At 48.3% G+C, this 13,792-nt stretch carries 14 protein-coding genes; 6 read left to right on the top strand and 8 right to left on the bottom strand.

Annotation, left to right across the window (positions count from 1 at the left end):
- The first annotated feature begins 47 nt into the window (after positions 1–47).
- The 4 genes from EXU57_RS14250 (at position 48) to EXU57_RS14235 (ending at position 3,436) form a co-directional block, all read left to right on the top strand.
- Entirely contained in the window at positions 48–521 is a 474-nt protein-coding gene (locus EXU57_RS14250) for a Mut7-C RNAse domain-containing protein (protein ID WP_133268890.1), read from the top strand.
- A gap of 266 nt (positions 522–787) precedes the next feature.
- The gene (locus EXU57_RS14245) at positions 788–1,564 is read left to right on the top strand and encodes a TIGR04290 family methyltransferase (protein WP_133268889.1); all 777 of its coding nucleotides are present in this window, start codon (positions 788–790) and stop codon (positions 1,562–1,564) included.
- Between the two features lie 14 nt (positions 1,565–1,578).
- Positions 1,579–2,466, top strand: coding sequence for a glycosyl hydrolase (locus tag EXU57_RS14240; protein ID WP_133268888.1), 888 nt, complete (start codon positions 1,579–1,581; stop codon positions 2,464–2,466).
- Positions 2,467–2,512: 46 nt separating this feature from the next.
- Entirely contained in the window at positions 2,513–3,436 is a 924-nt protein-coding gene (locus tag EXU57_RS14235; protein WP_133268887.1) for an ADP-heptose--LPS heptosyltransferase, read from the top strand.
- Between the two features lie 434 nt (positions 3,437–3,870).
- Here the strand turns inward: EXU57_RS14235 and EXU57_RS14230 are convergent, their stop codons facing one another.
- Positions 3,871–5,253 (bottom strand): Coenzyme F420 hydrogenase/dehydrogenase, beta subunit C-terminal domain, encoded by a 1,383-nt coding sequence (locus tag EXU57_RS14230; RefSeq protein WP_133268886.1) that lies wholly within the window; start codon positions 5,251–5,253, stop codon positions 3,871–3,873.
- On the bottom strand, positions 5,250–6,368 hold the full coding sequence (locus tag EXU57_RS14225; RefSeq protein WP_133268885.1) for a polysaccharide pyruvyl transferase family protein: 1,119 nt from the start codon (positions 6,366–6,368) through the stop codon (positions 5,250–5,252). Before EXU57_RS14225 ends, EXU57_RS14230 begins: the two co-directional genes overlap by 4 nt.
- A gap of 325 nt (positions 6,369–6,693) precedes the next feature.
- Here EXU57_RS14225 and EXU57_RS14220 point away from each other — a divergent pair, with 325 nt between their 5' ends.
- Complete coding sequence (locus tag EXU57_RS14220) at positions 6,694–7,296, top strand: MSMEG_4193 family putative phosphomutase (RefSeq protein WP_133268884.1); 603 nt, start codon at positions 6,694–6,696, stop codon at positions 7,294–7,296.
- Between the two features lie 842 nt (positions 7,297–8,138).
- Entirely contained in the window at positions 8,139–9,461 is a 1,323-nt protein-coding gene (locus EXU57_RS14215) for an inositol-3-phosphate synthase (RefSeq protein WP_133268883.1), read from the top strand.
- 223 nt (positions 9,462–9,684) lie between these two features.
- On the opposite strand, the gene EXU57_RS25135 is transcribed toward EXU57_RS14215, so the two are convergent.
- From EXU57_RS25135 to EXU57_RS14195, 6 genes are all read right to left on the bottom strand, one after another.
- The gene (locus EXU57_RS25135; protein ID WP_165958144.1) at positions 9,685–9,855 is read right to left on the bottom strand and encodes a hypothetical protein; all 171 of its coding nucleotides are present in this window, start codon (positions 9,853–9,855) and stop codon (positions 9,685–9,687) included.
- 154 nt (positions 9,856–10,009) lie between these two features.
- Positions 10,010–10,135, bottom strand: coding sequence for a hypothetical protein (locus tag EXU57_RS25775; protein ID WP_262708555.1), 126 nt, complete (start codon positions 10,133–10,135; stop codon positions 10,010–10,012).
- 61 nt (positions 10,136–10,196) lie between these two features.
- Complete coding sequence (locus EXU57_RS25130) at positions 10,197–10,340, bottom strand: hypothetical protein (RefSeq protein WP_165958143.1); 144 nt, start codon at positions 10,338–10,340, stop codon at positions 10,197–10,199.
- Positions 10,341–10,496: 156 nt separating this feature from the next.
- Positions 10,497–11,588 (bottom strand): glycosyltransferase, encoded by a 1,092-nt coding sequence (locus EXU57_RS14205; protein WP_165958142.1) that lies wholly within the window; start codon positions 11,586–11,588, stop codon positions 10,497–10,499.
- Positions 11,585–12,673, bottom strand: a complete 1,089-nt coding sequence (locus tag EXU57_RS14200) for a glycosyltransferase (protein ID WP_133268881.1) — start codon at positions 12,671–12,673, stop codon at positions 11,585–11,587. The genes EXU57_RS14205 and EXU57_RS14200 overlap by 4 nt, the downstream gene beginning before the upstream one ends.
- A 1-nt stretch (position 12,674) precedes the next feature.
- Positions 12,675–13,787: a glycosyltransferase gene (locus EXU57_RS14195; RefSeq protein WP_133268880.1), complete on the bottom strand. Its 1,113-nt coding sequence runs from the start codon at positions 13,785–13,787 to the stop codon at positions 12,675–12,677.
- Between the last annotated feature and the right edge of the window lie 5 nt (positions 13,788–13,792).

Below are 13,792 nucleotides of genomic sequence, written 5' to 3'. Positions count from 1 at the left end.
GAACAACTAAGCGCCAGGCGCCAGACAGCCTGGTAATCCGAAAGCCGGTGGAAAATTTAAACCCATCATTTATTGCAGATGTTCATCTTGGCAAGCTCTCCCGACTTATGCGAATGCTGGGCTTTGATGTGTTGTATGACAAGGATAGTTCGCCGCATACCCTGGCGCAAACCTCGGCCAGCGAAAACAGGATCTTGCTTTCAAGAAGTGGATCACTTTGTGGGTCTGTTGCGCCAAGCCTGCGAATCATTAGTGAGCAACCGGACGAACAGGTAAAGCAGGTGCTGCATGGTATAGGCCTGATCCCTTTAATTGCGCCGTTTACAAGGTGCCTGGTTTGTAATGGCAAACTAATCTTAGTGCCGGTGGAAAAGATATTGAACGTGCTTCCGGCAAACACGGCCAGGTACATGAACACATTTTGGGAATGTAGCCATTGCTGCAGGCATTATTGGAAAGGCTCGCACTACAACAGGATGGAGAAGCTCGTAGAAGAACTGCGAAGTGAGCAGCCCGATTAATAAAGCATCAGTCCTGAACCACAGATTTATGCCCTGGCATATTAAGGAACAATCATTTGAACGGCTACATTTGCAACCCTGAGGTTGGTACGCGTACCCGGGAATAATTTTTATGGTACCACCAGCAGAACAATAAGTAAACAGCGCCGGTGCCCACGCCTAGCTTTTTGGCGGGCTACTCACGGGAGTTTTTGAGCATAGTAGACCAAGCACTTGCTGCTTGCAGAAACGGGAAGATTTGTAGATCACCAAAATTAACTTGTAAAATGAGCACCCCACTTAATGCTATTACGGCGTTAACTGCTGACGAGATTAGCGCAACTGTTCAGAAACTTGGTAAATGGTTCCATAATATTGATTTAGGTGGGGTACAAACCGCGCCTGATCATTTTCTAGGCGACTACCCGAGGGTGAAGTTCCAGGGATTCGCGAATGCGATACCGCAGGACCTCACCGGCAAAACAGTACTCGACATAGGCTGTAATGCCGGTTTTTACTCCATCGAAATGAAACGCCGTGGTGCTGCCAGGGTCGTTGGTATCGACTCCGATGAGCGTTACCTGGCGCAGGCGCGGTTTGCGGCAGAAGTGCTCGGGGCAGAAATTGAGTTTAAGAATATGTCGGTGTACGAAGTGGCCGGCCTCAACGAAAAGTTCGACGTAGTGATCTTTATGGGTGTATTGTATCATCTTCGACATCCTCTTTTGGCACTTGACCTCCTGTACGAAAATGTTGTGAAAGATGTACTCATCTTTCAATCGATGCAGCGTGGCAGCGACCAGGTTGATACACTGGAATATGACTACGACTTTTGGGAGACCGACATTTTTAATAGTCCAGGTTTCCCGGTGATGTATTTTATCGAAAACCGCTACTCTAACGATCCAACCAACTGGTGGATACCAAACCAGGCCGGTATGGAGGCAATGCTCCGCAGCGCCGGTTTCGAGATTACCGCCCACCCCGAAAAGGAAGTCTACATTACCCGGAAAGGCGAGATAAAAGACAAACAGCCCCGCGCCGTATACCCACCAAAACAATAAGCAAAGCGTAAAATATGATTGAAGCAGTTAAGTTCTGGAACGAACCCAATAACAAATCGCACTGGATTTTTGAAGCAGACCCTGAGTGGAAAATTTTCGGGGAAATGGTTAAGGTAGCCGCAAAAGCTGTTAAAGCTGAGAGTCCCGATATTTTGCGCGTGCTTGGCGGTATATCGCCGATTGATCCCACTTTTATTAACCGGCTTAAATCTTATAACGCACTCGACGACCTGGATGCGGTAGCTGTACATGGCTTCCCGCTTGACTGGAACCTGTGGCAAATTCACGAATGGAGCGATAAGATTGCCGAGATAGAGGCTGTTACGGATTTACCGGTGTGGGTAACCGAGGTTGGGGTTTCATCTTTTGGCGCGGAAGAGGTGCAGGAGTTTGGTCTTCGCCGTACTGCTGAACTGCTTACGGGTCGTGTTGATCGCATCCATTGGTACAGCCTGTACGACCTTCCAAAAGCATGGGAGGCTACCACCCGCCACCGCGAAGCGGAAGGCTCTTCTTATTACCGTCACTTCCATATGGGATTACTCCGCGAAGATGGTTCACCAAAACTGGCGGCAAAAATCTTTGCCGATTATACCCCCGAGTTTGGCATTTGCCAGTGGTTTCATTTCGAAGATCATCGCCTCGACTCCGCTGTTGAGTGGTTGCGTAAGCTGGGCGTCAAGCGCTTGCGTACAGGCTTAAGCTGGGCCGACTGGTACCGGCCAAACGCTGAGCAATGGTTCGACCGTATGATGAAAGCACTAGCTGAATTCGACCTTACCATAACCTTTTGTTTTACACCAGAGGCTAAAGGCATAGAACCACACCACACCAGCCCCCCGAAAGACGTGAACGAGTTTGCCGATTTTTGTGTAACCATGATGCGCCGGTACGCCAGGTGATAACCCATCTTATTGTAGCTAACCAAAGTGAATTAAAGCCATTTGCATGCGCAGCGAACAACAGGTAGAAACGCGTCCCGACTGGATGACGTATATGCGACGCGGGCAATTCGAAGAAGCGTGGAAGTTTAGCGATGAAGTTTTACAGTCGCGGGCAGGTACCCCATGCTGGCACCTGCCGCGGCACCTGCAATATGTTTGGGATGGCTCCTCACCTGAGGGTAAGCGCGTATTGGTCCGCTGTTACCATGGGCTTGGCGATACCATACAGTTTATCCGCTTTATGCCCATGCTGAAAAGCGTTGCAAAAGAAGTGATTGTTTGGGCGCAGCCTGATCTGATCCCCTTATTACAAACAGCCCCCGGCATCGATCAACTATTGCCCTTACACAATGGCAGCCCTGAAGTTGCTTATGATATGGATGTTGAAATTATGGAGCTCTCGCACCTCTTTCGAACCAACATCAATAGCTTACCTGCTGCCATTCCCTACCTGCACGTTCACCCCACGGACTTACCAGGTAAAAATGGGTTTTCTGTCGGACTGGTCTGGAAAGCTGGTGACTGGGATCAACGAAGAGGTATCCTGTTTCAAGCACTTTCTCCCCTTGCGGAAATCCCCGGGGTGGACCTGTATATTCTTCAGGGCGGTGCCGCAGACGCAGGTTGGCGCGAGGGCTTCGGCATAAACCCAGGTTCGATGGACCTTTTTAATTATGCCCGGTTCATTCGTAGCCTCGACATTTTGATTACCGTTGACTCTATGCCGGCGCACCTTGCAGGCGCAATAGGCACCCCGGTATGGAACCTGTTACATACAAAAGCCGACTGGCGGTGGATGGATGATCGTGAAGACAGCCCGTGGTACCCGACCATGCGGATATTCCGGCAAAGAACAGCAGGCGACTGGGATGAAGTGATCAGTCGTGTTAAGGTTGAACTTGATGATCTAAGTTCGAAGGCATATTGATGCAGGTATATGCTTAATCTCGGTCTAAAAAAGGATGAAGTAAACGTCAAAGGAGTGCTGTAAGGATGCCCTTGCTTCGATTATGGTACGGTGGTGATTGTTTGGGCGCAACCCCAAGCTCCGCAAGGGGTCGGGCTTTTCGCTACTACTCCGCCACAAAGCTATACCGCAAGGCTTCAGCGGGGTAGCCCCCGTCCGACTGGCGCGGCCGGGCGGGGGCTTCAATCCCTTGCGCATGACCTACGAAAAAAATAAACGCTCAACAACTAAAACAGCCGGCGACAAGAAATAAACACTAGTGGTAGAACCCGTCAGCAGCCTGGCTGGCTTGAACCATTGAAGCCGGTGTTACCACGTAGCATGAAAATTTCAAATTTTGCATACGGAATCCGCAAATCCGCTGATCCGGAATTCGCAAATCCGGGATCCCGGCGTTAAAACCTGCCGGTAAACCGCTTGAATATTTCACCCCATTTACCCTTGTGATACGCCCAGCCGTAATAAACAGCCCCTGCCATTCTGCCCCAGAGAATATACACCTTTGGTTGGTTAACCGCACGTGCAAACCGGAACACACGGTGACCCCAGGCCGAAATCTGGAACCGTAAACGGTAGATCAACTTCCGTTGTCTTGTCGGAGATTTTGCGTCGGGTGCAACACGTTTGGGTAACCGGATCCCTTTTCGCCACCAGGTTAAGCGGTAAGCAAGGCCTTCGCGGCGCTGCCTGAACCCGGCAGCCTGTGTTTGCTCAACGAATTTTGCGTCTACATTTTCCAATTGCAGCCGCCCCTGTTGTATAGCGTCTTGTATAAAGTTTTCTATCACCGTCGAACGAACCACCACAACGTTGGTTCCTCGTGGATCAGAAGAATATGGTTCAACCCAGGCGTCACCAAAAGATATGTCGGCCGTTTCGCCAACGACATCGTCGCAAAAGTTACAGGCTGAATTCATAAAAAACCCGGCTCCCCAATCACCGTCGGCAAGGTTCCACCAATCTTTGTCAACCGTTTGTCCATTCCGCAGGGTGAGCTTGGCATTATACCAGTTTGCCGGCCGGTTTGGATCCTTTTGGCGGAACTCTACCCGGCTTACCTCGGTTACCGGAACATTCATTTGCCAGGCGAAGCTTTCCACAAATCGTGCGCTTTTCATATGCCCGCAAAAAAGACCCAGCGTAAAAGGTATACGTTCCCGGATGTTGGGGTCCTCGCTCCGAAGCAGGTGAATAGCTTTGATAAAACAAGGAATACCTACCACAGCATACCGGCCCGGAACAGCGCGGATTAGTGCAAGTATCTCAGAAAGGTCAATTGGATAGTAACGGGACTTGGCTCCTTCGCGAATATGGGCTTCGGTTCGCGAAATGCGATAGCGAAAAAAACGCCCATCCTCCTGGGGGTTTTGGGTTGCAACTACATGAGCAACCCCGTCGATTAAACCCTGGCGGAGCAATTCGGTGGCAACCCAGCTCACCATTCCACCCGAGCTACCGTGGGTTCTAAAGTCTTCTTCGGCAACATAACCTACATAGGCAGTCTGGTAGCGGCCAACAGCATTGTCCTTATGTTCTGCCCCCGGGAAATTCAACGCTGCCAGCTGGTCTTCGTTTTTCGCTCCCGGCGAAAACGGGCAGGTTTGCGTAAACTGTTCTGTACGCGATCGATACCACTCCGCCGGTCCATGCGGCTTTAGCTGGCCAATTGGATCAAAGTCCATGTAAGTACCCCGTACAGCGGCCTGGGCAACACAACTGCCGCATCCTATACACAAACCAGAGTCAACAATATCTTTAGGACTTACCAGTTTATTCATGCGGGTAAACATTCAAGCAGCCCCGCCTTTTGTAGGTACGCGTTTGAAGCTTGGCGAAGGCGATTAATCTGGGTTAATATTTCAGGGTTCAGCGGCTCACCCAAACGGGCCGCAAAGTTCGCTGCCGGTGCATCTTCTGGCAGCAGGTGATGTTCACCACCGATCTTTGACATCAATCCTTTTAGTTTATTGGTGCGGTAAGGTGTTGTTTCGCAAACAAAAGGTTTTGCATTACGCAGTGCAAATACACAACCATGAAAAAAGTTTGTTGCAACTACCTGTGCATTGGCCATAAAATGTGCAAAGTCATGCGGGTCAGCAGTGAGCCACTGTTCATCTGCCCAGTCATTTCTATAGCCAATACTTACTAACGGAAGTCCTTTATCACTGGCCCATGAACGTATCTGACGTGCAAAAGCGTCAGTAAAGTTATGGCCATAAACGGCTACATAGGGTTCCTGCAAATGGGTATGCTCACGTGGGTCGGGTGCAAAGTCGAACTGCAGGCATGGATCGAGCACCATCGGCGGATCAATGCCAAGTGCATCTTGTATGATTTTCTTTGAATTATCGTCGCGAACGGATATCAGGTCGAAGTTCCTGAGTTTAGCTGCCCATAACGGGTCAAGTCCGTAATCAGCCGGCTGGTTGCCAAAACTTGCAGCATACGACACCAGGCGTTTTGCTTTTAAGCCATCACCATAAAACAAGGGGCACTTGCCATACCAGGGATGGAATAAGTTCCATACCTCATCGCTTCCAACAACAACCACATCGTACTCTTCCATAGCGTCGGGGTGATCGAGTTCAAACCGGGGTGATAACGGCATTGTTTGAAAAGTTTTAAAAAACTTGATCACCTTTTCGCGGTAAAGCGGCCTGTCTGATGGCGGAACGGCTGTCGGCAAAACCGGTTGGAAAGCACATTTCCATTCGGCAAAGTTCACGCGGCGCGACTCATGGTCGAGTAACACCGCATGGTTTCCACCTGCCTGCAGGCCTTCTGTTAGAGCACGTGCCTGCCAGTAGCTGCCATAATTTATACACCTGTGAAAAGTAAGCACACCGATTTTAAGGCCGGTATTGTTATTTGAAGGAGCTGGTTCGTAGATCATGAAACTTAGATCGGGTTATATTTTTTCGTTAGGCTGTTCTTCCGGGTTTTCTTTGCACGGCAACCCTTTGTTATGGAGGGTCAGTTGGCTAAAGGATTGCATTCAATTGCGTAACCGTTTGCTGTTTACCCGGAGCTGCAATGCTTTGCTTCAAAGCATGCTAAGCAAAGCCTGGGTGTAGGCTTACTTAAAAGTCTGCTTTCGCTTGTGATTACATAAATAAGGTGCCATACCAAAGTCGTCTCCTGGTTTATCAACCGGGTAAAGAATCAGATAAGGGGCAATATAAAAGATAAACAGGAACCAACATTATAAAACGAAGCTGATGACCAAATTTGTACTGATACGACATGCTACAACCGATATGGTAGGCAAAGTACTGGCCGGGAGGATGGAAGGTGTTTCACTTAACGAAAAGGGTTATGCCGAGGCCGAAGAACTTGCTAACCGCTTAGCCGGCTTAGCAATAGATGCCATTTACAGCAGTCCTTTACAACGTACAATGGAGACCGCGCAAGCAATTTCAAGGCGTGTTGGGGTGCAAACGGGGGTGGATGAACATTTCCTGGAAGTCGATTTTGGCGAATGGACCGGGCGAAAGATCGAAGATCTCCGGGATGAACCTGTTTTCAAGCACTTCAATTCGTTCAGGAGTTGCACCCGGATACCTGGTGGTGAGCTTATGACCGAAGCGCAGGCGCGAATGATTGCAGGTCTTGAGCAACTAAGAGCCAAACATAGGGGCGAAACTGTGGCAATTATTAGTCATTCAGACCTGATAAAAGCCACCCTGGCCTATTATGCGGGCATTCATCTCGATATGTTTCAGCGGCTGGAGATCAGCCCGGCATCGGTGAGTATCGTGGAAGTTTACGATGAGACTGTACGGATACTGGTGATTAATCACACCGGATCGATCGCTGGCTGACGGGAAATAAAGTCAAAATTCAAAAGTAAAAGTAAAAACTTCCAACCAGAAAGTGGGTTTGTGAATTGAATAGCTCATTCCTCAATCTGCAGTTCGTTCATCCAAGAACCCCTCTGCGTAAACTCCGCTTCTCCCCTTCTCTGCGGCTTCAAAATGTAAAATGAAAAATGCAAAATTTAAAAAAGGAAAAGTAGGGTGCACTAAACGTTATTCCCGATCTAAAACTAATCCGTAATCCGCCATTCGAAATTCGTTCATCCAAAAACCCCTCTCGTAAACTCCGCTTCTCCCCCTTCTCTGCGGCTTCAAAATGTAAAATGAAAAATGGAAAAATTAAAAGGAAACGCAGGCTGCACTAAACGTTATTCCCGATCTAAAACTAATCCGCCATCCGCCAATTCACAATTCGTAAATCCAAAGACCCCTCTGCGTAAACTCCGCTTCTCCCCTTCTCTGCGGCTTCAAAATGTAAAATGTAAAATGCAAAATTTAAAAAGGAAACGGAGGCTGCACTAAACGTTATTCCCAACCTAAAGTAATCCGCCAATTCGAAATCCGCCAATCAAATACCTTAATACCCAATACCTCAATACCCAATAACTAATCCGGCATCCGCCAATTCGCAATTCGCTCATCCAACACCACCCAAGCATCTTCTTCTTCTATGTAGATGATTGAAAGACAATTGGTTATAAAATTGCTCAGTTTCGAATACGTGTGAAATCACTTCACCATATTGTCTGGGATTACATGGTGTTTTAGCTGGTACTTAGCTTGTAGCAAACAGGAATAAGTGGTGATTTTCAGAAAACCACATCCAAACATTCATCCAAACGACATCCATGAACAATACTGTAGCAAAAGCCGAAGGCAAATTAGGTATACTTATTCCGGGTCTTGGGGCTGTCGCCACCACGCTCATCGCAGGGGTGGAGGCCGTAAAGAAAAACCTTGCGCAGCCCGTTGGGGCTTTAACCCAGATGGGCAACATTCGCCTGGGCAAACCAATTGAAGCGCGAAACACTGCCATAAAGGATTTTGTACCCCTTGCAAGTTTAACCGACATTGTTTTTGGCGGATGGGACGTTTACAGCGATAATGTTTTTGAGGCCGCCATGAAAGCAAAGGTGCTTGAGCCGATGATGTTGCATGCCGTTCGTCAGGAACTCGAGGTTGTCAGACCCATGAAAGCGGTATTCGACCAATGGTACGTTGCGAACCTCCACGGCGACAACATCAAAGAAGCACCAACAAAAGCAGACCTGGCTAAGTCGGTTATGGATGACATCGAAACGTTTAAAGAAGCAAACGACTGCTCACGCCTTGTGATGGTTTGGTGTGGCTCAACTGAAAAATATTTAGAGTCATCTTCGGTGCACGAGACCATTGCAAACTTTGAGGAAGGCTTAAGAAACAATGATCCTTTTATCGCCCCTTCCATGATTTATGCTTATGCAGCGATCAAGCTTGGCGTTCCGTTCATGAATGGTGCACCCAACCTGACCTGCGATATTCCGGCCCTGATCGAATTGTCGATGCAAACCAGTACACCCATCGGCGGCAAAGATTTTAAGACCGGCCAAACGCTCATGAAAACCATTCTTGCGCCGGGCTTGCAGGCGAGGGCGCTTGGGGTAACAGGTTGGTTTTCTACAAACATCCTTGGCAATCGCGACGGCTACGTGCTCGACAACCCGGATAATTTTAAAACCAAAGAAGTTTCAAAGCTGAGTGTATTGGAAGACATCCTTCAGCCGGAAATCAATCCTGAGCTGTATGGTGAGATCTATCACAAAGTCAGGATCAACTATTATCCGCCGCATGGCGACAACAAAGAAAGCTGGGATAATATCGACATTTTCGGTTGGCTGGGTTACGCCATGCAGATCAAGATCAACTTCCTGTGTCGCGACTCAATACTTGCGGCACCACTCGTCCTTGACCTTGCTTTGTTTAGTGATTTGGCTAAAAGAGCGGGCATGTCCGGGATACAGGACTGGTTGTCGTTTTATTTTAAGTCTCCCCAAACCGCTCCCGGCCTGCGGCCTGAACACGACATCTTCAAGCAGCTGATCGTATTGCACAATACCCTTCGGCATATGATGGGTGAAGAGCTGTTTACCCCAGATGGTGCGGATTACCAGCAGGAGGTTGAAACTCTGTAGGTAGGGGTCAGGTTTTAAAGTGGTAGTTGGGAGCGCACGGAATAAATACTTTATTGTAGGTCGGTTGCTTCCTTCGGCAACGAAGCAATCCCTTGGTGGCACCGTCAATGCGAGTGCAACGAAGCAATCTCTTATTGTAGCATCGGGTACTTCCTTCGTCTAAAGCACGATGCGTGATCCGCACGGGATGATGTTTTCTCTTCCAATCCTTGGGATTGCTTCCTTAGTCGCAATGAAGGGGGATCCCGAATTGCATAATGTTTTGTCTTCCAATCGTTGGATTGCTTCCTTCGTCGCAATGACGAATGGTGATCCGTACGGGATGATGTTTTATCTTCCAATCCTTGGGATTGCTTCCTTCGTCGCAATGACGAAGCGCGATTTCGCATCGCATAGTGTTTTCTCTTCCAATTATTGGGATTGCTTCCTTCGTCGCAATGACGAAGTATGACTCCGCATTGCATAACGTTCTGTCTTCCAATCCTTGGGATTGCTTCCTTAGTCGCAATGACGAAGGGCGGTTCCGCATTGCAAAAATGGTTTGTCTTCTAACCATTGGGATTGCTTCCTTCGTCGCAATGACGAATGGTGATCCGTACGGGATGATGTTTTATCTTCCAATCCTTGGGATTGCTTCCTTCGTCGCCATGACGAAGCGCGATTTCGCAGCGCAAAGTGTTTTCTCTTCCTTTTATTGGGATTGCTTCCTTTGTCGCAATGAAGGGGGATCCCGAATTACATAATGTTTTGTCTTCCAATCGTTGGATTGCTTCCTTCGTCGCAATGACGAATCGTGATCCGCACAAGATGATGTTTTCTCTTCCAATCCTTGGGATTGCTTCCTTCGTCGCGATGACGAAGGGTGATCCCGTATTGCATGATGTTTTGTCTTCCAATCGTTGGATTGCTTCCTTAATCGCAATGACAAAGGGTGATCCCGTATCGCATAATGTTTTGTCTTCCAATCGTTGGATTGCTTCCTTCGTCGCAATGACGAAAGCTACAATCGTGATTTAGCATTGTCGTTGCCGGACATTAAACCCCAACCTTCATGGCCATCGCCTCTTGGTAATAAGACTCGAGTTCGGTGGCGCGATGGGCGGCGGTATGGTGGGCCAATACTTTCCGGCGTGCTTTCTCGCCCATGGCTTTTCGCTCCCCGTCGCTGATCGTAGTCAAATAGTTCACGGTATCCTCTGCAGTATAGGAAATCAGGATCTCGGAACCGATTTCAAAGATGCTCTCAATTCCATCCCAGTAATCACTCATGATCGGCGTGCCGCAGGCCGCTGCTTCAAACAGGCGCACACTTGGCGAATAGCCCGCTTTGATCATGTCGGCGCGTGTGATATTCATTGCAAATCGTTGGCTGTTGTAAAAAGCCCGGTGCTCCGATGGCGGCAGGTGTTCTATACGATTTACGTTTGCTCCCCACAAGATATCATTAGGATATTGCGGTCCCGCAACCACAAAGCGTTGTTGGGGCAAAAGTTTGGCTGCATCCAACATGAGCTTTTGTAACGGAGGCTGGCGATCATCACTATACGTTCCCAGGTAGCCCAGATCGCAATTCAGTTGTTGCGGCTCAGCGAAATAAAGCTCCGGGTCAAAAGAGCAATAAAACGGTCGCGCAGCGGGAGAACCATAATGTTGTTCGATCCGTTTCAGAGTTGGGCCGCCGGTAAAGGAGAGGTATAGGTTGTATTTAGCGATCAAATCGGGGTGAAGGTATTCGAAGTCGCCCCTTTCAATTTTTGCGAGGGTGACGGGGGTGTCGATATCGTAAAAGGCAGTGATACCCTGCGCTGTTGAGGTTACAAATTCGCCAACCTGGACACCTTCGGGTACATACGAACCAACAATCACGAGGTCAGCACCGGCGACCAGTGACCCATATTTGTTACTAAGCTCTTCGATGTTGCTGTAGAGGATCGTTGTACAGAAAGGAGGATTTGGCATGTCGCGGTTAGACGCATACCAGGGTACATCGCGCTCAAGAAAAGTGACCCGGTGGCCGTTTTTATCAAGTTCGCGAATGAGACCACGAAAGGTAGTTGCATGCCCATTGCCCCATGATGAGGTAACAGACAAACCAAGAATAACAATGTTCAGGTTCGATTGACTCATACCACGGCTGTTGCTAACACAAATTGGTTTCTTAATATGCGGTCCAGTTCTGCTGCACGATGGGTATACGTATGTTCAGCCAAGACTTTCTTTAGTGCGGCCTGCCCGATAGCTTCTGCCTGTTCCTTTGAAAGACCGGCGAGTATTTCTTTTACTTCGTCCCCGCTGCGTGCAACCAGGATCTCTTTACCGGGTTCGAAAAACGTTTCTATACCGATCCAATAATCGGTGATAATGCAGGCGCCGGCACCGGCGGCTTCAAATACCCGGGTTGCGGGCGAAAACCCATATTTCGCCATGCTGTCGCGGCTAATGTTTAGCACTGCTTTAGGCGAGCAGTTCAACGCGTTGTGATCCCTTGTAAATACGTGGCCGATATAGTTGATGTTTGCCGACATTGGCTTATCGTGCCAACCATTGCCGCCTAAAATAAAACGGCATTCAGGCATTTGCGCAGCAGGTGTAAGAAAGAAGTCTTCAACCCGTTTTTCACGGTCGGGCAGGCGGTTACCTAAAAAGGCAAGGTCAGCATCAAATCGTTCTTCGCGAACAACGGGGTGATGTGTTGAAGGATCAAGTGCATTGTAAATCGGGAAGCAGTTTTTTGCACCGAGTTTTCGGTAGGCGTTAACAACAGGGTCGCCCCCTCCATAAGTAAGGATCAGGTCATATTGTGGAATCAGCTCTTGAAAGTAGTCACCCGATGCGTCATTTACCCGGTCGAGGGTTGCCGGTGCATCAACATCCCAAAAAATCACATACTTGTTCTGCAGCTTAAACTTCAGCACTTCCTTTTCCAGCAACTCATCAAAAACGCCTACTCCACTTGTTTTTATAATTACGTCTGCATGCCTGGCATCTTCCAGGGCTTTATACATCTCGGCCTCTGTAGCTGCATACACTTTGATCCTGGCCCATTCTGGATCGTCCATATCGCGGTTCTTCTGCCGGTCGTATGCATCAGGTTCATAAAAGGTAATCTCATGACCCCTTTCCTGCATGGCCCGGATGATACCACGATAGTACGTAGCCGCGCCGTTCCAGTAAGCTGAAACCAGGCTGGAGCCAAAAAAAGCAAACTTCATATTAAGCAATGTTTTGTTGAGTTAAGTTGTTTACACCAAGCTCGCCGCAGATCTTATAGAGTTCATCTACCCGGTGCGAACAGGTATGCCTTTGCTGAATGCTTGTGAGACCATTTTGCTTGAGCTGGCTTACAAAGCCTTCATCCTCTAGCACCCTTTGCATCAGGGTTTTCATTTTTTCTTTATTCCGGGCAAACACAAAGTCTTTACCGGGTGTGAAAAGATTTTCCGAGTCGTTCCAGGGCGAAGAGAGCAATGGGATCCCACAAGCAAGGGCTTCAAACGGCCGGATGGTTGGGATGCCTGGCAGCGATCGCACGTATGGTCCGCGAGGTACGTGTGCGGTAAAGCGATAGCGCGCAAAAACTTCCGGAGCCTTGTAATTGGGTAACCATCCCCCATAAGTGATACCTGCCTCTTCTAAAGCTTTCAAGGCATGTTCCGGATAACGAACCCCGTATATGGTGGCCTTTAATTTTAGCTCTTTTACGGGCTCAATCAGGAACTCAAAAAGTTCTTTTGTTCGTTCCTCATCTCCCCAATTGCCTATCCAAACAAGGTCGCCTTCATAACCATTCGCGGGCATTGGCTTGAATATTCTTGTATCAGCAGCCTCATGCCAGGTCCAGGCTCTTTTTGTCCAGTTTTCCCTCAGATAGATATCACTGATTACCTGGCCATAGGCTAATACCCCATCGTAAGCTGAAAGGTCATAAGCTTTCATACTGTCGATTTCTGTAGCAGCCCGGTGATGGGTATCGTGAAAGAGTAGTTTAAACGGAAGTGATTTTCGTTTTTCGCCAATCTTTTTCACCAAGTCGTGTTCGCTCCATTCGTGTACGATTACCAAGTCGGCATCGGCTAAAGCAGTATCAAGGTTTAGGTCAGGATGATATTGTACCGATTTTAGGAGTGGGTAGTATTGGTAAAATTCTTCAATCGCTTGCTCACCTTTTTCTTTAATGAGATTAGCTAAACTCCAGCCACCTTTTGGTTCGTATATGGTAACCTGGTTTCCTCTTGAAATTAATTCTGTGGCAATTCCACGAAGAAAATGCGCATTGCCATGGTTCCAGTCGGACAGCAGTGAATGATAAAAAAGTACGATGTTCATTAGTT

Origin of the sequence: Segetibacter sp. 3557_3, from assembly GCF_004354985.1 — a bacterium.
GTDB lineage: Bacteria > Bacteroidota > Bacteroidia > Chitinophagales > Chitinophagaceae > Segetibacter.
Note: the sequence above shows the minus strand (reverse complement) of the source record. Positions and strands in the feature narration are given on the sequence as shown.

What these genes read in the sequence shown, in the direction of transcription:
- EXU57_RS14245 (WP_133268889.1), top strand. Translation starts at nt 788, where the DNA reads ATGAGCACCCCACTTAATGCTATTACGGCGTTAACTGCTGACGAGATT.
- EXU57_RS14240 (WP_133268888.1), top strand. Translation starts at nt 1,579, where the DNA reads ATGATTGAAGCAGTTAAGTTCTGGAACGAACCCAATAACAAATCGCAC.
- EXU57_RS14235 (WP_133268887.1), top strand. Translation starts at nt 2,513, where the DNA reads ATGCGCAGCGAACAACAGGTAGAAACGCGTCCCGACTGGATGACGTAT.
- EXU57_RS14230 (WP_133268886.1), bottom strand. Translation starts at nt 5,253, where the DNA reads ATGAATAAACTGGTAAGTCCTAAAGATATTGTTGACTCTGGTTTGTGT.
- EXU57_RS14225 (WP_133268885.1), bottom strand. Translation starts at nt 6,368, where the DNA reads ATGATCTACGAACCAGCTCCTTCAAATAACAATACCGGCCTTAAAATC.
- EXU57_RS14220 (WP_133268884.1), top strand. Translation starts at nt 6,694, where the DNA reads ATGACCAAATTTGTACTGATACGACATGCTACAACCGATATGGTAGGC.
- EXU57_RS14215 (WP_133268883.1), top strand. Translation starts at nt 8,139, where the DNA reads ATGAACAATACTGTAGCAAAAGCCGAAGGCAAATTAGGTATACTTATT.
- EXU57_RS25135 (WP_165958144.1), bottom strand. Translation starts at nt 9,855, where the DNA reads ATGCGATGCGAAATCGCGCTTCGTCATTGCGACGAAGGAAGCAATCCC.
- EXU57_RS25130 (WP_165958143.1), bottom strand. Translation starts at nt 10,340, where the DNA reads ATGCAATACGGGATCACCCTTCGTCATCGCGACGAAGGAAGCAATCCC.
- EXU57_RS14205 (WP_165958142.1), bottom strand. Translation starts at nt 11,588, where the DNA reads ATGAGTCAATCGAACCTGAACATTGTTATTCTTGGTTTGTCTGTTACC.
- EXU57_RS14200 (WP_133268881.1), bottom strand. Translation starts at nt 12,673, where the DNA reads ATGAAGTTTGCTTTTTTTGGCTCCAGCCTGGTTTCAGCTTACTGGAAC.
- EXU57_RS14195 (WP_133268880.1), bottom strand. Translation starts at nt 13,787, where the DNA reads ATGAACATCGTACTTTTTTATCATTCACTGCTGTCCGACTGGAACCAT.